Here is a 19,878-nt window from a genome sequence, read left to right as displayed (position 1 = left end):
CGGATACTATACATAAATGCTAAAACTGTAATGATGGGAATATAATTCAGGAAAGAACCGAATTGTTAACTTTAGGGTGAAATAATTGGTAGAAATTTCCCCAAATCCTGCATGAAATATAATCCATTATCCAAAGAACTCTACATCCGTAACCGCACAAAGTTTGCCGCAAAAATGGCAAAGAACTCGGTTGCCATTTTTAACTCCAACGACATTATGCCCACCAATGCGGATGGCACGATGAAGTTTAGGCAAAACAATGACTTATTTTATCTGTCTGGAATAGATCAGGAAGAGACGATTTTGTTACTAGCTCCTGATTGCCCAAATCCTGCGATGCGTGAAGTGCTTTTTCTCAGAGAGACGAATGAGTTGATCGCAGTCTGGGAAGGACATAAATATACCAAGGAAGAAGCTGAAGCTGCCTCGGGAATTAAAAACATCCAGTGGCTGTCCAATTTTGAGCAGGTTTTGAATACCGTTGTCTCACTTTCGGAGCGGATTTATCTGAATACCAATGAGCATCTGAGAGCAGGAGTGGTAGTGGAGACTCGTGATGCCCGTTTTATCAAAACTTGCAAAGAGAAGTTCCCGCTTCACATTTTTGACCGGGCGGCGCCAATCATGCACGAGCTTCGTGGTAAGAAGGAAAAAGAAGAAATCGATCAGATGCAGATCGCTTGTGATATCACGGAAAAGGGATTTAGACGAATTCTTTCCTTCGTCAAACCAGGTGTCACCGAATATGAGATTGAAGCAGAATACCTCCATGAATTTGTAAGAAACCGGAGCAAGGGGTTTGCCTACGAGCCGATTATAGCCTCAGGTGCTTCGGCCTGCGTGCTGCACTACATCGAAAACTATAAGGCCTGTTTGGATGGAGAGATGCTACTCATGGATGTGGGTGCCGAATATGGCAACTACAATGCAGATATGACAAGGACTATTCCGGTTAATGGCAGATTTACAGCGAGACAGCGCGCGGTATATAATGCTGTACTAAGAGTTCACAAAGAAGCTTCGAATATTCTCAGGCCTGGCACCAACATTCAGGATTATCACAAAGAAGTAGGCTTGATCATGCAGTCGGAATTAATCGGATTGGGATTAATCGATCAGACAGACATTCAAAATCAGGATTCCAACTGGCCGGCTTACAAAAAGTACTTTATGCATGGAACCAGCCATCATTTGGGCTTGGATGTGCATGATGTTGGGACGATGCACAATCCGATCACACCGGGAATGGTGTTTACCGTGGAGCCTGGGATTTACATTCCTGCTGAGGGAATAGGGATCCGATTGGAAAACAATATTGTGATTCAAGAAAACGGATTTTTCGATCTAATGCGAAACATTCCGATTAAGGTGGAGGAGATTGAGGAGTTGATGAATAGCTAAAAATAAAATCCCTCTCAGATTACTCCGATAGGGATTTTTCATGATTATTCTTTTTTTTCACAAATTTTAAAAGTTCAAATTTCATTTCATCTTCCTTAATTTCTGGGTTGAGTGGATGGCTCGTTGAAATGTAAATTCCTTCAGAAGTGATAAAATAGTCGAATGGATGATACTTGTTTGCAGGAAATGGTGTTTCACTCACTAGGCTGAGATTTTTATCAAAAACTTGGATGGAAAAAGGACCTGAGTGGTTTCTCATGTCTGATGGAGAAACATTTTCATCCTGTTCAAAAGGATGAAAAGCAAATCTGATAAATACCTCACGATAAGGATCATATTCCAAACTTTCATAATGAGGGCTGTAATAGGAGTATTTTCTGAAGTCCAAGCCATCGCCTTGAAGGGGAAATAATGGGAAGGTCTCTGGTAAGTAGGCACTTTTCCCATTGACCGACTTAAGGGAATCTCCCAATTCTTCTACAAAAAATAAGCGATGATCTCCAAATAGAGAGTAAACGTATTTGTCAGCTCCCTTTGCAATTGAAGCCTCAAATAATTTCAATCCTTCAGGCATGTAGTCTTTTGGAAATTTGAAATCCAAAAACCAGGTTTTTCCTGTTTTCAGGTCAATTTCATAGACCAAGTCTTTTTCTTGAAGTTCACTTTGAGTCATATTTTGAAGTGGTCCATAAACATGTGTTTTTACAATCATATTATCTCCGTTAAGAATGGGAGGACTAGAAAAATATGCATTGTGAATAAAGGCTGGGCTATAGTTATCAGGGGCTTGGTACCGTATTTTGCTTTTGATTTTTCCTGAAGAATCAATCAATGTAATCTCAGGCTCTAATTGATTAAAAAGAAAAATACTGTCTGTAGAATAGGGTAATATTCCCATGATGTCTAACACTCCAAACGGTCCTTCGTAGTCAAACTTTAGATCTTTAATCTTTTTTCTTGAGTTTAGATCATAAATCTGAATGCTGTTTTGAATCCAGTTTAGATTAAAAAGCAATTTATTTTCTGGTAAATAGGTTAGGCCATCGCTTATGTTGGAAGTACTATCATCAATAGGTAAAATCAGTTGAATTTGAGATTCTTTCAATTCAAGGGGTATTGAATCTTTTTTAGAAGTTGTACAAGAAAAAATTGATCCTAAAGCGGATAGACTTAAAAGAATAATGAATAGTTTTTTCATACAATATCAATTTGGGAAAAAGGCAGGGAAGATATTCCCTGCCTAAAAATTTATTGTTCACCAGGACATTTCCTAGTACAACTTCCAAAGCCCTGTGGGTCACAATATTTGGAAGGGTAAGTTACATCATAAGCATTTGGACAAGAAGCATCTGCCTTTTGAATCGGAAGGAAAACTGCTAAGCCAAGCCCAAAAATGCTTGCCAGGAAAATTTTTTTTAAGTTTTTCATTTTTTGTAAAGAATTAGTTTTCAAAAAAACCTTTGGCCAAAAGTAGCTAACCGACTAGTTAGTTGATTCAATTTTATTATTATTATTATTATTATTATTATTATTATGCAAATTTTTTAGAAAGAAAATTTTGTTAAAAATTAAAAACCCTCTCAGATCGCTCCGAGAGGGTTTTTTACTTATCCGGTGATCGGGAAATTATCCGATAGAAATTCTCTTGAAAGCATTTACAGTCAATCCTTTGCTTACTCCGTCAAGGTATTGCGCGATTGACTTAGAGTTGTCTTTAACAAACTGCTGGCTCAACAAGGTGCTTTCTTTGTAGAACTTCTGAAGCTTGCCCATGGCGATTTTCTCAAGCATTTCTTCTGGCTTGCCTTCCGCTCTTGCTTGCTCTTTACCGATTTCGATTTCTCTTTCGATAGTAGAAGCATCTACGCCGTCTTTGTCTACGGCTACTGGATTCATCGCTGCAATCTGCATTGCCACGTCTTTGCCTGCTTCTTCCACATCAGCTCCTGAAGTATTTACAAGGCCTACCAACACACCCAATTTTCCATTGGAGTGGATGTAAGGTACTACAGCCTCTGCAGTGATGATTTCAAAATGAGAGATATCGATTTTTTCACCGATTTTACCGGTCATTTCGATGATTTTCTCAGCGATTGTGATGTTTTCAAACGGAAGTGCCAAAACCGCTTCTTTGGAAGTCGCTCCGTTTGCTACAGCGATATCGATCAGCGTGTTTGCAAATGCTCCGAATTCTTCATTTTTTGCCACGAAGTCAGTCTCACAAGTCAAAGAAAGCAAAGTCCCTTTTGTACCGTTTTCGGTTATGCGGGTAGCTACTATTCCTTCTTTGGTTTCGCGGTCAGCTCTGGATGCAGATACTTTTTGACCTTTTTTTCTGAGGATGTCTACTGCTTTTTCGAAGTCGCCTTCAGCTTCGGTCAAAGCTTTTTTGCAGTCCATCATACCGGCACCGGTCATTTGTCTCAGTTTGTTTACGTCTTGTGCAGTGATTGCCATTTTGTGATCTGTTTTTTTTTAACTGGATATTTTCGTTGTTCTGGATAAAACAAAAAATTGAACATCGACCTGAGCCGGATGTTCAATCCTTGAATTATCAAATCAAATGTGGATTATTCTTTTACTTCAGCGTCCACCGCTCTTTTTGCTTCTTCCTCTTCAGAAAGTTTAGCATCGTCCTTGTCTCTCTTGCGTTCAGAAAGTCCTTCTTCGATAGCCGCTCCGAAAGCTTTTACCAAAAGAGAAACTGACTTAAATGCATCGTCATTGGCCGGGATGGGGAATTCCACCTCGTTTGGGTTGGAGTTGGTATCTACCAATGCGAAAACCGGGATGCCAAGCTTTTGAGCTTCAGCAATAGCGATGTGTTCTCTTTTGATGTCCACAACAAATAGCGCTGCCGGAAGTCTGCTTAGTTCAGCGATACCGCCCAAGACACTTTCCATTTTCTCTTTGTCACGGCTCACCATGAGACGCTCTTTTTTAGCCAAGTTCTTGTAAGCTTCTTCTTTCATCAATTTCTCGAGGGAAGACAGCTTTTTTAGAGACTTTCTGATCGTTGCGAAGTTGGTCAACATACCTCCCAACCATCTTTCGGTCACGTAAGGCATATTCAGACGCTGTGCTTCTGCTGCTACTAGGTCTTTGGCTTGTTTTTTCGTGGCGACAAACATGATTTTTTTGCCGGAACGAACGATTTGCTTCACCGCGTTGGATGCTTCTTCGAGGCAGGCGAGCGTTTTGTTGAGGTCGATAATGTGGATACCGTTCTTCTCCATAAAGATATATGGAGACATTCTTGGATCCCACTTTCTCGTCAAGTGTCCGAAATGGACACCAGCATCCAGTAAGTCTTTGTATTCGATTTTTGACATGAATGAAATTGTTTTCTATTGAATGAAGTAAGTTCCGATTAACGCTTGGAGAACTGGAATTTCCTTCTTGCTTTTCTACGTCCTGGCTTCTTACGCTCGACCATTCTAGGGTCACGGGTAAGGAAACCTTCTTTTTTCAACAGCGGTCTGTATTCCGCATCGAATTCGCACAAAGCTCTGGAGATCGCCATTCGGGCAGCTTCTGCCTGACCTTTGATTCCTCCTCCGTCTACATTGATCTGGATGTCGTAGTTGCCGTCCACGCCCACTAGGGTCAAGGGCTGCTTTACCACGATCTGGTGAAGATCAAATGGGAAGTAAACTTCGATTGATTTGTTGTTGACGGTGATTTTGCCATTTCCCGGGCCCATATAAATACGAGCTACAGAGGTCTTTCTTCTACCGATTTTGTTGATCATTTCCATGATTTAGGCGATTAAAGTGTGATGGCTTGAGGCTGCTGTGCCGCATGAGGATGCTCGGCACCTTCATACACGTACAGGTTTCCGTACAACTTGCTTCCCAATCGATTTTTAGGCAACATGCCTCTGACAGCTTTCTCAACCAAGATTGTGGAAGACTTCTGCTTCAACATTCTAGGGGTAGAGATTCGCTGTCCACCTGGGTAACCTGAATGACGCACATATACTTTTGCATCCCACTTGTCACCTGTCATTCTGACTTTGTCAGCGTTGATTACAATGACGTTGTCACCGCAATCGACATTAGGAGTGAAGCTTGGCTTCTTCTTTCCTCGCAAAATTTTTGCTACCTCACTCGCCAATCGTCCTAGAATCGCAGCTTGGGCATCCACTACCACCCACTGCTTTTCTACTGTGGAAGAATTGGCTGAGATGGTTTTATAGCTCAGAGTATCCACTGTGTAACTGTTTAATTTTTAGCTTGTTATTAATTTATCGACCCCAAAAAGGGACACAAAGATAGAAGTATTTTATTTTTCATCCAAACTATTTGCAATCCTACCTCCTAATTTTCACAACCTTAGGAATTTGGCTCCCCTAAAGCCCAGGTTGATTGGGGAAAATTTTAGAATCGTTTAGGCGTTTTTCTCCAGCTGATGCACCAATACCTGGAAATCCTTTGGATAAGGAGCTTCCACCTTGAGCGGTTGATTATCCAATCCTTCGAATGTGATGGAATAGGCATGCAAAGAAACCCGCTGCATGATCGGCAACTCTTCGGTTTCTTTTTTCAAATTGAATCGTCGCTTCAGTGAAGAGAGATAAAGTATGTTTCCTCCATAGAGCGTATCCCCACAGATCGGTGACTTGAGGTATGCCAAGTGAACCCGAATCTGATGCAATCGTCCTGTGATCGGTTTGCACTCCACCAAGGTATGCTTGTAATACGTTTTCAAAGTATTGAAAATCGTCTGTGCAGGTTTGCCTTCCTTACTTACTTTGGCGATTCCTTTGTTATTGGAAAGCAAGTTGCGGTCTACCATTTCATTTTTGAATTCCTTGATGCCTTCTACTACTGCATGGTAGACTTTTTCTACTTTTCGGCTTTCAAACTGCATGGCTAAGTGCCGGTATGCCACTGGATTTTTTGCAATTACCAGACAACCGGAAGTTTCCTTGTCCAAGCGATGACACAGTTGCGGATCTGTGGTATGCATTCGGGCAAGGTCGAGGATGTTTTGCGCTTCGTGTCGGTCATCTAAACTCGACAGGTAGGGCGGCTTGTTGATTACCAGGTAATCTTCGCTTTCAAATAATATAAGTTTCTGAAAATCTACTTTCTTCATTGATAAATCGCCTCAATTGAAGCGGCTGCAAAAGTAGGCATTTGACGTGCCGAAAAAAAATGAGATGTGAATTGGGTTTAACGGTATCATTCTTTCTAGCTCTTTTTTAACCGCAGAGAACACGAAGTAGCGCAAAGGTTTTTTATCCAAAGACTTGCTTGTTCAAGGCAGGATTTTCAAAGAAAGCGGCTTTATGGATTTTTGCTTTAATGATCTATAAATTACCCGTTTGGCTCGCCCTTTTCCAAGGTCACAGAGGCCGTTCGCTTCGCTCTTTGATCCTAATTGCAAGACTATTGACGTCAGTCAGGTGCTCGGACTGACAAATCCTGAATGTAAACTACAAGGAGATATTTCTCAGCTTTCAAGCCTTTTTGAAGTTTTCGGCTTTTCTTTGTTTTCTATAAATTAAAAATGTCAGCATCAAACTCAATTTCACCACTTCGAGTAGTCAATGTCACCCGTTACGTCATGCCGCTGCGTGAAGGTGGTTCTCTGCCTGCCTTGGCTGAGGCGGATGACGGATTCAATTATGTCCTCAAATTCAAAGGTGCCGGACAGCGTGAGAAAGCCCTCATCGCTGAATTGATTGGTGGAGAATTGGCAAGGCGTGTAGGCTTCAAAGTTCCTGAGATCGTTTTCGCCAATCTGGATGCAGCTTTTGGAAATTCAGAAGGCGATGAAGAAATTCAGGATTTGCTGAAAAGCAGCCAAGGACTCAACCTTGCGCTTCACTTCCTTTCCAAGGCACTGACTTTTGACCCCGGTGCCACTCAAGTCGATGAAGAATTAGCATCCCGGATCGTATGGTTTGATGCGTGGATTACCAATGTGGATCGGACTTTTCGTAATACCAATCTTCTGATTTGGAAACGGGAACTCTGGCTGATTGATCACGGCGCGTCTTTGGTGTTTCATCATTCCTGGGATAATTGGGAAAAGCATGCGATGAGTCCATTTCCAACGGTAAAAGATCATGTCTTGCTCCCAAGAGCTTCAGCTTTGGAAAAAGCTGATGAAGAAATGAAGCAAATCATCACTTCTGAACTGATCGATGAAGTCGTGCAAATGGTGCCGGATGAGTGGATTTTAGCTTCCCGGGACACCGAGACTGCTGAGGAGACCAAGGAAGTCTATGCTGCCTTTTTGAAAATGAGACTAGCCAATTCACAAGTGTTTTTAACTGAAGCAATCGATGCAAGGAAAGCACTTATTTGAATATGCAATGATTCGCCTTGTTCCACGGGTGGAGCGGGAGGAGTTTGTGAACGTGGGTGTGGTGATCTGCTGCAAACGACAGAACTTCATCCGATGCCAGATTCATTTGAATGAGCAAAAAGTTCTGATGCTAGACCCTGAGGCAGATTTTGATTTGTTCAGAAGCTATCTGCACTCCTTTGAAAAAATCTGCAAAGGAGAAAATCCGGAGAATCCGATTGCGCTTCAGGATGCGGCATCAAGATTTCGCTGGCTGACCGCCGTGCGAAGTTCTATGCTTCAGACTTCCCGTCCGCATTCTGGATTTACATTGGATTTGGAAGAATCCTTGGTAAGTCTGATGAAGGAATATGTGCTTTAAGCTGTTGATGCTTTGTTTTCAGCCAGTTCTTTTTCCAAAGTTTTCTTATCTTTTATTAGTGGCAACGAAAAGCTAAACATCGAACCTTTTCCCACGGTGGAACTTACCGAGATTTTGCTTTGGTGGCCTTCGAGAATGTGTTTGACAATCGCCAATCCAAGCCCGGTTCCGCCATCTTTTTTGTTTCGGCTTTTCTCCACCCGATAGAATCGCTCAAAGATCCGCTTCAGGTCATCGGGAGGAATGCCTTGGCCATTGTCTTTGATGTCTATTTGGAGAGTGCTTTTGCTACTTTTGAGGGATACTTTCACTTCGCCTCCGTCGTGATTGTATTTGACGGCGTTGTAGATGAGGTTCTGGCAGACCCGATAGATTTTCTGATAATCCGCCTTGGTGATGTAGGTTTTTTCGTGATCAAAGGAGAAGTCAATTTTTATTTTACGCTTACTGGCTTTGTGTTCGAGTTCTTCGATGACTTCTTCGATCAGCAGTTTCAGATCAAATTCCGTGAAAATAAACTTGATCACGCCACTTTCCATCTGATTCAAAGTCAACAGATCCTGAACCAGCACGTCAAGTGAATCCAGGCTTTTTGCGGCACGTTTCAAAAACTTTAATCGTACTTGTTTATCCTCAATTGCCCCATCCAAAAGGGTGTGAATGTAACCTTGTGCGGAAAAAATGGGGGTTTTCAGTTCGTGGGAGATATCAGCGATAAATTCCTTTCTGAATTCAGCGGTTTTTTGAAGCGTATCGATTTCCTTTTGCCTGGCCAAAGCATAGGAATTGATTATTGAGTTTATTTTACCTAGAGGTGACAGGGAAGATCTAAGGGATTTGTCGTTGATTTCAGAAAGATCCTTCTTTTGAATTTTTTCCAGTAAAGAATAAATATTTCCGATCTCACGAAAGACAAGGAACTCGAGTGTGATGGTGACTAAAAGATAAGAAACAGAAAAAGAAAGACCCCAAGCGACCAATAGCAAAGTCGCACTGGTATCCGGCATCAGCGAGAGGAATGCAGCCACAAGTGCTGATATGGCAAAAGCCAAAACCAATGAAATTCCCCTCGAATTTGTCAGCATTTTATCCCAAATCGAACTTGTATCCTACACCTTTTACTGTAGAGATATAGTCTTCACCGATCTTTTCGCGGACTTTTCGGATGTGCACATCGACCGTGCGGGCCAACACAAACACATCAGAACCCCAGATGTTGTGAAGCAATTCGTCTCTACTGAAAACCATATTAGGGTTTTTGGCAAGGAAATACAACAGTTCGAATTCTTTCTTGGGCAAAGTGATGGTCTTGCCGGATTTATCTATGGTATAGCTGCCCCGATCGATGGTCAGATCTTTGACTTTGATTTGAGCTTGCTCTTGCTCCTTTTTGGATTCTCTTCTGAAGAGTGCAGAGATCCTACTCATCAATGCTCTTGGCTTGATCGGTTTGGTGATGTAGTCATCAGCCCCCACATCAAATGCGGCGACCTCCGAGTATTCTTCCATGCGTGCAGTCAGGAAGATGATAAACGTGTTTTTCAATTCCGGAATTTGGCGGATTTGAAGGCAGGTTTCGACTCCATCCTGATTGGGCATCATGATGTCGAGCAAGATTACATCCGGCTGGAACTTAGAGGCGATTTTGACACCCTTAATTCCATCTTCAGCTGTGGCTACGTCATAGCCTTCTTTGAGAAGGTTGTATTTCAAGATCTCTACAATGTCCGGTTCGTCATCTACGACCAGGACTTTGATCTTTTGCTTTTCACTCATGGAGGAATTGCTTTAAGGTTTGGTTAAAATTAGTGAATAAATGTCCATAGAAACCAAACAATAATTGGTAAACGCTTCCAGAAATACAGGAATTTGATGTGGGGCGCATCAAAATTTGGGTAATGTTAATCATGCGTTAAGACTCCATGAATTAATTGTTTCTTAAACCTTTGGCTGAGGAAATGTCCATATTCAATGATCCAATAAAAAGATTGGCTTTTATCTTTACCGGTATTTTGTTTTGATCCTTCGTGACCCAGACTTTGACAGGATAGTCCCCTCTGAAGAGTTTGTTCTGAGGCATCAGGGGGGAAAAAATATAGGTGTCTTTTAGCCCGAGACTGGTTTCGATTCGCTCAGTGCCTTCGAATATTAATTTTAGGTTATATATTTCCTTATCGAAAAATCCCGTGATCAAAATTGCCTGACCCTTCTTAAGATTAGTGAGGTCCATGGTTCGTAAATAATAAAATCCGCTCACCAAATCCTGAACCTGACTCGGTAACTTATATTCTTTGGATTCCTTGAGTGTCCGGTTGTCGCGATCATAAAGTTCCATGATCGCTTTTTGGTTTTTTTGGTCAAAATAGACCTTTTCGTTTTTTCGATATTTACCTTCTTCAATGTATCGATACGAAACCGATGGGAGCAAGGTACCAGTATCCATATGAGTGCCCCAGTTGTCATTGACCCGTCCAAAAATAGTCGCCGCACCTTTGGTTTTTCCGAAAGCATCAATTTTGTAATGGGGACGTGAGTTTTCGGTGACCACTCGTCTATTAATTTGAAGTTTGGCTTCAGCGAGATTTAGCCAGCCATAAGAGACGTCAAACTGAAGCTCCTCCCCAAAAGTAAATGCCGAGTTTTTTTCAGTACTCTGCCCGAAGGACGAGCTGGAGATGAATAAGAAGAGAAGGAATAGCCCTGTGAAAGTGGTTTTCATTTGAAGCCTGACAATACCTGACAATTTTTCATCGATTCGGAAGGTATTACGAAAAAAAGAATCATTTGATTGATTAAAAATACGAATTTGGCACATCGAAACAATAGCCCTTGCCATCTTGGTAATGCCTTCATCTTTCGTTAATTTCACCACCATTTGAAACTTTTATAATTTAATAATCATGAGTAATAACGCAGAAAAACTGAAAGCTTTACAGCTAACCATAGATAAGCTGGAAAAGACATACGGGAAAGGTACCGTAATGAAGCTAAGTGACAATAAGGTTTTGGACATTCCGGCAATATCTACGGGTTCTTTAGGTCTTGACATGGCTTTGGGGATTGGGGGAATTCCTCGGGGCCGGGTGATCGAAATTTATGGCCCGGAATCCTCAGGTAAAACGACGCTGACCTTGCATTGTATTGCTGAAGCCCAAAAGGCCGGAGGGATGGCCGCTTTTATTGATGCTGAACATGCATTTGACAAAAGCTATGCCGAGAAGCTCGGCATTGATACTGAAAATTTGTTAATCTCTCAACCTGACAATGGTGAACAAGCGTTGGAAATCGCCGAACACCTCATTCGATCGGGAGCAATCGACATCATTGTAATTGACTCTGTAGCGGCTTTGGTCCCAAAAGGAGAATTGGAAGGCGAGATGGGCGAAAGCAAAATGGGGCTTCAGGCCAGATTGATGTCGCAGGCACTTCGTAAACTCACCGGAGCAATTCATAAAACAGGATGTGCTTGTGTGTTTATCAACCAATTGAGAGATAAAATCGGAGTAATGTTCGGCAGTCCTGAGACAACCACCGGTGGCAATGCATTGAAGTTCTATGCTTCCGTGCGATTGGACATCCGTCGGGTTGGGCAAATCAAGGAAAACGCAGACAATATCTTGGGGAACAGAACCCGGGTGAAGGTGGTAAAAAATAAAGTTGCGCCGCCATTCAAGGTGGTAGAATTTGATATTATATACGGTCAGGGGATTTCCAAAGTAGGAGAGATAATTGACTTGGGGGTTGAACTGGAAATCATCAAAAAAGCAGGATCCTGGTTTTCATACAATGGAGAAAAACTGGGTCAGGGAAGAGACTCGGTAAAAAATCTTCTCCTGGACAATCCGGAATTGATGGTTGAATTGGAAGCTAAAATCAAATCGGCTTCGGGACTGCTCCCCACCGAACCTACACTTTCTATCGAGGAATAAGTAGCGAAGTAAGCGCAACAAAAAAGGAGGTATTTGCCTCCTTTTTTGTTGAATTCCATTATGGATCAGGCCATACGGATCGCTTCCACCGGATCCAGTCGAGCGGCCATGGTTGCCGGCACGATACCCGCGACCACTCCGATGGCAGAAGATACGCCCAAGCCAAGGATGATATTGTTGAAAGATAAAATCAAGTCCAAGCTTCCAAGCGGTACAAAACTCAGAAAATAAACAATCAATATCCCGGTACCTCCTCCGATCAAACTGAGGCAAATAGCTTCAAATAAAAATTGAAATAAGATAAAGTAGTTTTTAGCTCCTAAGGATTTTTGAATTCCGATGATATTGGTTCGTTCCCGGACTGATACAAACATGATATTGGCGATACCGAAACCTCCCACCAATATTGAGAATCCCCCAATCACCCAACCTGCCACAGAGATCACATCGAAGATTGATCCGATGGCATTTTGGATAAATTCAGTTTTGTTAAGAGCGAAATTGTCTTCCTGAGTTGGTTTCAATCCTCTTTTGGCACGAAGTAATCCGGTCAGTTCATTTTCCAATGCAACTAATCCAATGTCAGTCTCGAGGCCTTTGGCTGCGATAGTTGGCTCAAGTCCATTCCTGCCGGTGTAGTACATTTTATTAAAGGCTCCATAGGGAATTAAGCAAGCTTCGTCTTTTGAGGGCAGATCAAGAAATCCTTCACCCTCCTCCTCAAAGATTCCGATCACGGTAAACTTCATTCCTTTTATTTTCACCTCTTTCCCGATCGGTGATTGGTTGGGATAGAGGGTATTGGCGATCTTTTTACCTAGAATGGCCAGGTTTCTGGATGCTTTTATTTCGGATTCCGAAAAATACCGTCCTTCCTCAAGTGCAACTTCAAAAACATCCTGATAGGTATATTCCACTCCGGACAAGGCCATTCCTTCGAATGCATTGCTGCCAGCCTGAATAGTGGCAGTCGCGGATGCAGAGATGGTAACAGCCGATGCATTTTGAATTCTTTCTTCGATAAATTTGTATTCGGCAAGTGTCCCTGGTGGACGTCGGAAATATTTCCACCAAGGGTAATCTTGAGGGCCGCTTGCAAATGGAAATCTGTCAACCCGCATCACATTGGTGCCCAAGAAAGCAAAGGAAGATTTAATTTTTCCTTCCAGCGAATCGACCAGTGTAAACACAGCGATGATTGCAAAAATCCCTATCGTTACTCCTAAAAGTGACAGGATGGTTCGGGTGAGATTGGACTTAAGGGCAGTAATGGCGAAGCGGAAACTCTCCCAGGTGAGTTGGAAAAACAGCATGCTTAGATTAGTTGGTTAAAACAATTTGTTAAGTTAGCTGATTTTGGACATTATTGTTGTTAACTTTGCATTTTTTAAAGCATTCACCAGGGTCTCAATATCGAGTAAGATTCAAAAGCTTCAACATGACATCGAGCATGACTTCCCTATCACAGGGAGGGAAGCATTTGAGTTATGCGAGATTCCATGTGGCCTTAAAAAATTAATTACAGACACATGAAACTATCAGACTTCAAATTTGACGTCCCCAAAAAACTCATTTCCCTTTATCCTACTGAAAATAGAGACGATTCCCGTCTCATGGTGGTACATCGGAAGACAGGGCAAATCGAGCACAGGATATTTAAAGATATTCTGGAATATTTTGAGGAAGGAGACGTTTTCGTTACCAATGATACCAAAGTTTTCCCCGCCAGATTATATGGCAATAAGGAAAAAACAGGTGCTAAAATTGAAGTATTCCTTTTGAGAGAACTCAATCCGGAATTGAGACTTTGGGATGTTTTGGTAGATCCGGCTAGAAAGATTCGGGTAGGCAACAAGTTGTACTTTGGCGACAGCGACTTGGTCGCAGAAGTCATCGACAATACTACTTCCCGCGGTCGAACCATCCGTTTTCTTTTTGATGGGAACCATGATGAATTCGAAAAGACCATCGATACCTTGGGTGAAACTCCGCTTTTGAAAGAAATCATTGAGCGAAAGATTGAGCCGGAAGACCGAGAAAGATATCAGACCGTTTTTGCAAAAAACGTAGGAGCTGTAGCTGCACCTACGGCAGGCTTGCATTTTACACCTCAGTTGCTAAAAAGACTGGAACTGAAAGGTGTAGAAGTAACTCCGATAACACTCCATGTGGGATTGGGCACTTTCCGTCAAGTGGACGTAGAAGATTTGACTAAGCACAAGATGGATTCCGAGAATTACAATATTCCGGCAGGCACGGTGAAACTTGTCAACGAAGCCCTTGATTCTAAAAAGCGCGTGGTCGCTGTAGGAACAACCTCTTTGAAAACCATTGAATCATCCGTCACAGCGGGTGGTCGACTTAAAGAAAGTAATGGATGGACCGATAAATTCATCATTCCACCTTACGAATTCAAGATTGCCAATGCTTTGATTACTAATTTTCACTTGCCAGAATCGACCTTGTTGATGACGGCATCTGCCTTTGGTGGATATGACTTGGTAATGAAAGCTTACAAAGAAGCCATCAAGGAAAAATATCGATTCTTCTCTTACGGGGATGCGATGTTGATTCTCTAAAAGTGTAAAGCTCCGAAAGGGGCTTTTTTTTTGTCTTTTGGTAGCAGTATCTTCGACCTGTCCGACACTTTTGTTTTAAAGTTTGATTATGAAAAAAGCAGCTGTATTGGTAGCAGGAGGCAAAGGCAATAGAATGGGTGGCCCGGTATCCAAGCAATACTTACCAATCGGCGGAAAGCCTGTGCTGATGCATACGCTTGAGAAATTTCATCAGGCGGACTCCGGGATTTTTTTAATTCTTGTCCTACCGGAAGGTGATTCTCCGCTTTGGAAAAGACTTTGTGAAGTATATCATTTTACCCTTCCTCATCAAGTGGTGGCTGGGGGTCAGTCCCGGTTTCAGTCAGTAAAAAACGGGCTGAATGCCATTCCTTTTGAAGAAGGACTTGTGGCTATCCACGATGGGGTACGACCTTTTGTTCGGAAGGAAGTAATTCTCGCCGGCTATGCTAGTGCTGAAAAATCCGGAAGTGCCATCGCTGTTGTCGATTTGAAAGATTCAATCCGAAAAGTTACAGCCAACGGAGAAAGTGTTTTTCAGGAGCGCCAATACTTCAGATTGGTTCAAACTCCACAGACTTTTCAGATCGGTAAAATAAAAAAAGCGTTTCAAGTAGAAGAACTGCCGCAGTTTACCGATGATGCCACAGTCTATGAAAATCAAGGCTGGCAAGTAAGTCTCATTCCCGGCAATTCTGAAAACATCAAAATCACCACTCCCGAGGACTTGGACTACGCTGAATTCATTCTTTCCAGGAAAAATAAGCCCGGCGAATTTCCCAAGTGAATTTTTACCGACTAAATCGCTGACTCTACCGACTTTTTGCAAGTCTTGGCCTATTGAGCATTTCTGATGTTTGTGGGGCGATGTACTTTTGATCCTCACACTTTAGCACCAAGCCATGAACGAATTTAAACACAAAAACAACGACTCAAATATTGCCTTTGGGTTTATAATCCTCGGTATAGGCATTATCCTGTTATTGAGAAAAGCTGGTTTTTTCATCCCTGAATGGGTTACCACTTGGCCGATGATCCTGATTGCAATCGGAACATTTGCGATTATCAAACATGAATTCAGAAGCTTTTTTGGATTTGTAATGCTTTTCCTCGGAGCATATTTTCTCCTTAGAAACGAATTCAATTTTGACTTCGGACTGAGTCAATTTATTTGGCCTTTGGGTCTCATCGCTTTGGGAATCTATCTTATTTTCCAAAAGCAACGCGAAAATAAAGTCCTGGAAAAGGTGCGTAATGACTGGGAAAAGAAACGAAAGTCAGATTCCAGCTATACGAAAAGCGATGTGGAAGAAGCCAAAGTGGTGGATGAGAGCGCAGGAACTTCTTCAGCTTCAGGTACATCTTCCTTTACTCAGGGACCTCAATCCACTGCCGGGTCAGGCTTTACGAGGACCACAGGAACAGCCTTTGCCGATCGGCTGAATATCGATGCAATCTTCAGCGGAGTCAACCGCAAACTGATGACCAAGAATTTTGAGGGCGGGAAAATCACCGCGGCATTTGGAGGGGTGGATCTTGACTTGACTTCTGCGGATTTCAATGGAGTGATCACAATTCAGATTGATATCATTTTCGGAGGGGTTAAAATGATTGTGCCACCGCATTGGGACATCCGTACTGAGGTCAGTAACATAGCTGCTGGCATCGAAGATAAGCGGTACTTCAGAGAAGGAGGAGTAGACCCAAATAAGGTCGTCGTCTTAAAGGGCACGATTCTCTTCGGTGGTTTGGAAATCAAATCCTTTTAACGACATTCAAACCAACTAAAAACCACCAATCCTTTGTTTTTTAACGCTTTTTCAAATCCTAACCTTGGAAAATGGATCATCCCCGGAACCGGACTTATCTGGTTTTTGGGATGTTTTCTTTTGTTGAACAGCTATCAAATCGAGATCGAATATGCACTGGTCGACTCGTTGATTTTTGCACTGATTTTTCTGGGAGGGATTTTTGTCTTGGATCGGGTTTTCAGCCTTTTTGCTCCGAAGGGGAAAAATCTAGGGTTGCTTTTTGCGGTTCCCCTGATTTTAAGCTGGGTAGGAGTGATGGTTCACAGGTATGTGTTGGAATGGGGAATTGATGAGGTGGAGTACCTGGATTTCCTTACCAAAAGTTTTTACTTGAGATGGGCGATCCTGGCGGTGGCCGAGCAACTGATTTCTGTTTTAGCCCTGGTTATTTCACAGTTGGAGCGACAGGAGGAAGTGAGAAAACGGGAAGCGCAAATGCTTCAATTATCCAAAGAGGCGGAATTAGCCCAGTTACGGCAGCAATTGCAACCGCACTTTCTTTTCAATAGTCTCAATTCCATTAACGCTTTAGTGGTGACCCAGCCCAAAAAGGCCCGTGAGATGGTGTTGCAGCTTTCAGAGTTTTTGAGAAGTACAATACGAAAGGACTCCCAAAAATGGATCACGCTGGAGGAAGAACTGGATCACCTCAAAAAGTACCTGGATATCGAGCGGGTGCGGTTTGGGCATCGGCTGGAAGTGGATTTTCAGGTGGGGGAGGAGTTTTTTCAGATCAAACTTCCTCAGCTGTTGATTCAGCCTTTGGTGGAGAACGCCATCAAACATGGGCTTTATGGTGTGACTGGTGAGGTAAAGATTGAGATTTCTGGAAAAAAGGAGGGAAGTTATTTCGTGCTGGAAGTGATCAATCCTTTTGATCCGGAATCGACTCCATCTGAGGGAACCGGTTTTGGGCTGAGTTCGGTGGAGCGAAGACTTTTTCTTTTATTTGGCAGGAAAGACCTGTTGGAATGTGGAGTTGAAAACCATGTTTTCAGAGTTCGGCTCAAAATTCCCCAATTTTCATGATAAAAACGATCATTATCGACGATGAACCCTTGGCAATTGGAATCATCCAGGAGTTTTTGGCGGCTTTCCCTCAATTCGAAGTCGTGGAAACGTGTCAAGATGGTTTCCAGGGATTGAAAGCAATCAACCAGCACAAGCCTGATCTGATCTTTCTCGATGTGCAAATGCCTAAGATTACCGGATTTGAGATGTTGGAATTGCTGGATGAGCCACCTGCGGTTATTTTCACGACAGCATTTGACCAGTATGCGCTCAAGGCATTTGATACCAAGGCCATGGATTATCTCTTGAAGCCTTTCTCGGAAGCGCGGTTTAGACAAGCGATTGGACGATTTTTGGAAAGCCATGGAAAAGCAACTGAGGTGGTGAAAACCGAATCAGAACTCGGTCACTTAGGTGAAAAAAGCACCCGGTTGGTAGTCAGGATAAAAAATGACATCAAAATTATTCCCGTTCCCGAAGTGGTTTATTTTGAAGCGGAGGATGATTATGTGGTGATTCATACTTCGGATGGGAAATACCTGAAAAAAATGACCATGAAGACTTTGGAGGAAAGCTTGGATCCGGCAAAATTTACCCGAGTCCATCGTTCCTTCATCATCAATCTGAATGGGGTCACGGGCATTGAGCCGTATGAACGCGACACTTACCTGGTCAAACTCCGTGCTGGTGAACGGATTCCTGTCAGTAAAACCGGCTATGCCAGACTAAGGCAGGTTTTGGGGCTTTAGGTCCATTTTATCCCTCCAAGGATTCGAAACCCTTGGAGGGTTAGGTACAAAAAAGCCCCGGAGTTCCGAGGCTTTAGTCATTAATATTCGTCTTCGTTAAAGAAGAAATCATCCTTGGTAGGATAATCAGGCCAGATCTCTTCGATGGTCTCATAAGGCTCTCCATCGTCTTCGAGCTCTTGGAGATTTTCCACTACTTCCAGTGGAGCGCCGGAGCGGATGGCGTAGTCAATAAGCTCATCCTTGGTCGCTGGCCAGGGTGCGTCCTCCAGATAGGATGCTAATTCAAGTGTCCAGTACATAGTGTTTATTTTAAAAGGGATTCTTCAATTTTTTAAAGGTGCAAGAATAGTGAATTTTTGAATAAGTAGTGTCTACTTAAATTCGCGGAGAAAGTTGCTTCAAAATATAGTTTTTTACATCTATTTTTCTTTTGAGACCGGCCAGCTTTTTTCGCATCATCATTTCAAAGTCAGGAGTCTGTACTCGGAAGTTGTCCGAATTGTTTTGCATGGTGTCCAATTCACCTTGATCCCGATGAAGCAAATCCTTGATAATCGAGGACTTGATCTGATTTTGCTCCTGAATTGGAAGGGAATCAAAGTCCGAATATTTGTTGTGGGCCAGTTTTTCCAGGAATGCCTTTTCGAAAATAATATCCATGAAAAACTGATACGATCTCGCCGGGAGATTTGCCTCTTTTGGTTTTCGCATCGGAAGTTTCTTCCAGTCTTCCTGAATCGCCTTGGCCCGAGTGGTGATGGCATAGGTGCTGGGCTGATGAGCCATTTTTTTAAGCTCTTCTACCATTTCATCGATCTTTCGAAGGATTTCCCTGGGATTCATCTGAGGTCCCGGGTTGAGGCCACGCTTGTATCGGGAGAAAATCCGGTTGTTCAGCTTCGAAAATTCATCCCATAGCGGTTGACGTTTTTCGGCAGGTACCTTTCCGGCTTCTTTCCATTCTTTCTGGATTCGCTTGCTGATTTCAAAAGCCATTTTGGCGTCAGGAAGATCATGTGCCTCTCTTGCCTGGATGACCAATGCTTCGTAGACTTTAATGTTTTCCTCGGCTTGGAGGGCCATGCCTTCGAAGAAATGCCTTCGATTCTCGAAAAATGTCTGAATGGAATCGTTGAATTCCTGCTCAAGTTCCTCATGAATTTCTTTATCCACGGGACCGGTTTTGATCCAGCGCATCTTGAGTTCTTTGAAAAATTCGGCGGTATTTTTCCAGTCCGTATCATTCTTCATGGCTTCCGCCTCGAGAATCAGCGCTTTTTTGACTTCCAGATTCTTGGATCGATTGGCTTGAATGATTTCATTCAAAAATTCCTCCTGGGCATTCAGTTCTTCGATCAGGGGGATAAAATCTCCCAAAGCGTCAGTTTCAAACAATGAGTCACGTAAATGGATCAACTTCATCAGAAAAGAACCTTTGTTTTGGTTCTCCTCAATATCGGACTTCAGTTTGGTTACTTTATCCTTGATTTGCTCAAAACGGGCTTCGAAATAGCTTAGCGTAGAGGCTTCATTTTCCTTTACTTCACCGATTTCCCGATCACTCCGTCCTAAAAAACCCTTCAAATAGACTTTGCCGTCTTTGATATATCCAAAAGGATGCTCCATTTCAGTTCAATAGGTTATAGGTGGTCGTTTTCAATCTTTCGCAAAATAATCATTTAGCCCTCACTTATCCTAAGAAAGCCATATTTTTGC

22 protein-coding genes are annotated in these 19,878 nt (G+C 42.6%); 9 read left to right on the top strand and 13 right to left on the bottom strand.

Annotated features, from left to right (window positions below):
* The first annotated feature begins 111 nt into the window (after nucleotides 1-111).
* Nucleotides 112-1,401, top strand: a complete 1,290-nt coding sequence (locus C4S61_RS07445; RefSeq protein ID WP_103924148.1) for an aminopeptidase P family protein — start codon at nucleotides 112-114, stop codon at nucleotides 1,399-1,401.
* A 19-nt stretch (nucleotides 1,402-1,420) separates the two neighbouring features.
* Here the strand turns inward: C4S61_RS07445 and C4S61_RS07440 are convergent, their stop codons facing one another.
* The 7 genes from C4S61_RS07440 to C4S61_RS07410 form a co-directional block, all read right to left on the bottom strand.
* Entirely contained in the window at nucleotides 1,421-2,599 is a 1,179-nt protein-coding gene (locus C4S61_RS07440; protein WP_103924147.1) for a DUF4221 family protein, read from the bottom strand.
* Between the two features lie 50 nt (nucleotides 2,600-2,649).
* Nucleotides 2,650-2,829: a hypothetical protein gene (locus C4S61_RS07435; protein WP_103924146.1), complete on the bottom strand. Its 180-nt coding sequence runs from the start codon at nucleotides 2,827-2,829 to the stop codon at nucleotides 2,650-2,652.
* 198 nt (nucleotides 2,830-3,027) lie between these two features.
* Nucleotides 3,028-3,858 (bottom strand): translation elongation factor Ts, encoded by an 831-nt coding sequence (gene tsf, locus C4S61_RS07430; protein ID WP_103924145.1) that lies wholly within the window; start codon nucleotides 3,856-3,858, stop codon nucleotides 3,028-3,030.
* 113 nt (nucleotides 3,859-3,971) lie between these two features.
* Nucleotides 3,972-4,733, bottom strand: a complete 762-nt coding sequence (rpsB, locus tag C4S61_RS07425) for a 30S ribosomal protein S2 (RefSeq protein ID WP_103924144.1) — start codon at nucleotides 4,731-4,733, stop codon at nucleotides 3,972-3,974.
* 38 nt (nucleotides 4,734-4,771) lie between these two features.
* Entirely contained in the window at nucleotides 4,772-5,158 is a 387-nt protein-coding gene (rpsI, locus tag C4S61_RS07420; protein ID WP_103924143.1) for a 30S ribosomal protein S9, read from the bottom strand.
* 11 nt (nucleotides 5,159-5,169) lie between these two features.
* Nucleotides 5,170-5,613 (bottom strand): 50S ribosomal protein L13, encoded by a 444-nt coding sequence (gene rplM, locus C4S61_RS07415; protein ID WP_103924142.1) that lies wholly within the window; start codon nucleotides 5,611-5,613, stop codon nucleotides 5,170-5,172.
* 177 nt (nucleotides 5,614-5,790) lie between these two features.
* The gene (locus tag C4S61_RS07410) at nucleotides 5,791-6,501 is read right to left on the bottom strand and encodes an RluA family pseudouridine synthase (protein WP_103924141.1); all 711 of its coding nucleotides are present in this window, start codon (nucleotides 6,499-6,501) and stop codon (nucleotides 5,791-5,793) included.
* A gap of 414 nt (nucleotides 6,502-6,915) precedes the next feature.
* Between C4S61_RS07410 and C4S61_RS07405 the strand changes: the two genes are divergently transcribed.
* Complete coding sequence (locus tag C4S61_RS07405) at nucleotides 6,916-7,719, top strand: HipA family kinase (protein WP_103924140.1); 804 nt, start codon at nucleotides 6,916-6,918, stop codon at nucleotides 7,717-7,719.
* Complete coding sequence (locus tag C4S61_RS07400; protein ID WP_103924139.1) at nucleotides 7,697-8,080, top strand: DUF3037 domain-containing protein; 384 nt, start codon at nucleotides 7,697-7,699, stop codon at nucleotides 8,078-8,080. The genes C4S61_RS07405 and C4S61_RS07400 overlap by 23 nt, the downstream gene beginning before the upstream one ends.
* Here C4S61_RS07400 and C4S61_RS07395 read toward each other — a convergent pair.
* The 3 genes from C4S61_RS07395 to C4S61_RS07385 all read right to left on the bottom strand — a co-directional run bounded on the left by C4S61_RS07395 (nucleotide 8,077) and on the right by C4S61_RS07385 (nucleotide 10,949).
* Entirely contained in the window at nucleotides 8,077-9,165 is a 1,089-nt protein-coding gene (locus C4S61_RS07395; protein ID WP_103924138.1) for a sensor histidine kinase, read from the bottom strand. The two genes, C4S61_RS07400 and C4S61_RS07395, sit on opposite strands and share 4 nt — an antisense overlap.
* 1 nt (nucleotide 9,166) lies before the next feature.
* Nucleotides 9,167-9,856 (bottom strand): response regulator transcription factor, encoded by a 690-nt coding sequence (locus tag C4S61_RS07390; RefSeq protein WP_103924137.1) that lies wholly within the window; start codon nucleotides 9,854-9,856, stop codon nucleotides 9,167-9,169.
* Between the two features lie 151 nt (nucleotides 9,857-10,007).
* The gene (locus C4S61_RS07385) at nucleotides 10,008-10,949 is read right to left on the bottom strand and encodes a DUF3108 domain-containing protein (RefSeq protein WP_235009861.1); all 942 of its coding nucleotides are present in this window, start codon (nucleotides 10,947-10,949) and stop codon (nucleotides 10,008-10,010) included.
* A gap of 31 nt (nucleotides 10,950-10,980) precedes the next feature.
* On the opposite strand from C4S61_RS07385, the gene recA reads away from it, so the two are divergent.
* The gene (recA, locus tag C4S61_RS07380) at nucleotides 10,981-12,009 is read left to right on the top strand and encodes a recombinase RecA (RefSeq protein WP_103924136.1); all 1,029 of its coding nucleotides are present in this window, start codon (nucleotides 10,981-10,983) and stop codon (nucleotides 12,007-12,009) included.
* A gap of 65 nt (nucleotides 12,010-12,074) precedes the next feature.
* Here the strand turns inward: recA and C4S61_RS07375 are convergent, their stop codons facing one another.
* Complete coding sequence (locus C4S61_RS07375; RefSeq protein WP_103924135.1) at nucleotides 12,075-13,322, bottom strand: ABC transporter permease; 1,248 nt, start codon at nucleotides 13,320-13,322, stop codon at nucleotides 12,075-12,077.
* 216 nt (nucleotides 13,323-13,538) lie between these two features.
* On the opposite strand from C4S61_RS07375, the gene queA reads away from it, so the two are divergent.
* The 5 genes from queA (at nucleotide 13,539) to C4S61_RS07350 (ending at nucleotide 18,159) form a co-directional block, all read left to right on the top strand.
* Nucleotides 13,539-14,588 (top strand): tRNA preQ1(34) S-adenosylmethionine ribosyltransferase-isomerase QueA, encoded by a 1,050-nt coding sequence (gene queA / locus C4S61_RS07370; RefSeq protein ID WP_103924134.1) that lies wholly within the window; start codon nucleotides 13,539-13,541, stop codon nucleotides 14,586-14,588.
* Nucleotides 14,589-14,676: 88 nt separating this feature from the next.
* Entirely contained in the window at nucleotides 14,677-15,375 is a 699-nt protein-coding gene (locus C4S61_RS07365) for a 2-C-methyl-D-erythritol 4-phosphate cytidylyltransferase (RefSeq protein ID WP_103924133.1), read from the top strand.
* Nucleotides 15,376-15,490: 115 nt separating this feature from the next.
* Nucleotides 15,491-16,357, top strand: coding sequence for a LiaF transmembrane domain-containing protein (locus C4S61_RS07360; protein ID WP_103924132.1), 867 nt, complete (start codon nucleotides 15,491-15,493; stop codon nucleotides 16,355-16,357).
* A gap of 33 nt (nucleotides 16,358-16,390) precedes the next feature.
* On the top strand, nucleotides 16,391-17,428 hold the full coding sequence (locus C4S61_RS07355) for a sensor histidine kinase (RefSeq protein ID WP_235009859.1): 1,038 nt from the start codon (nucleotides 16,391-16,393) through the stop codon (nucleotides 17,426-17,428).
* Nucleotides 17,425-18,159 carry a LytR/AlgR family response regulator transcription factor gene (locus C4S61_RS07350; RefSeq protein WP_103924131.1) on the top strand — a complete coding sequence of 245 codons (735 nt, stop codon included), beginning with the start codon at nucleotides 17,425-17,427 and terminating at the stop codon, nucleotides 18,157-18,159. Before C4S61_RS07355 ends, C4S61_RS07350 begins: the two co-directional genes overlap by 4 nt.
* Nucleotides 18,160-18,239: 80 nt before the next feature.
* Here C4S61_RS07350 and C4S61_RS07345 read toward each other — a convergent pair whose 3' ends face one another.
* Both C4S61_RS07345 and C4S61_RS07340 read right to left on the bottom strand, forming a co-directional pair.
* Complete coding sequence (locus C4S61_RS07345) at nucleotides 18,240-18,461, bottom strand: DUF2795 domain-containing protein (RefSeq protein ID WP_026952747.1); 222 nt, start codon at nucleotides 18,459-18,461, stop codon at nucleotides 18,240-18,242.
* A 76-nt stretch (nucleotides 18,462-18,537) separates the two neighbouring features.
* Nucleotides 18,538-19,788 carry a DUF349 domain-containing protein gene (locus C4S61_RS07340; RefSeq protein WP_103924130.1) on the bottom strand — a complete coding sequence of 417 codons (1,251 nt, stop codon included), beginning with the start codon at nucleotides 19,786-19,788 and terminating at the stop codon, nucleotides 18,538-18,540.
* Nucleotides 19,789-19,878: the final 90 nt, after the last annotated feature.

It is taken from the genome of Algoriphagus boritolerans DSM 17298 = JCM 18970 (assembly GCF_900108085.1).
GTDB classification, from domain to species: Bacteria; Bacteroidota; Bacteroidia; order Cytophagales; family Cyclobacteriaceae; genus Algoriphagus; species Algoriphagus boritolerans.
This window is presented reverse-complemented; position numbering and strand designations above follow the sequence as displayed.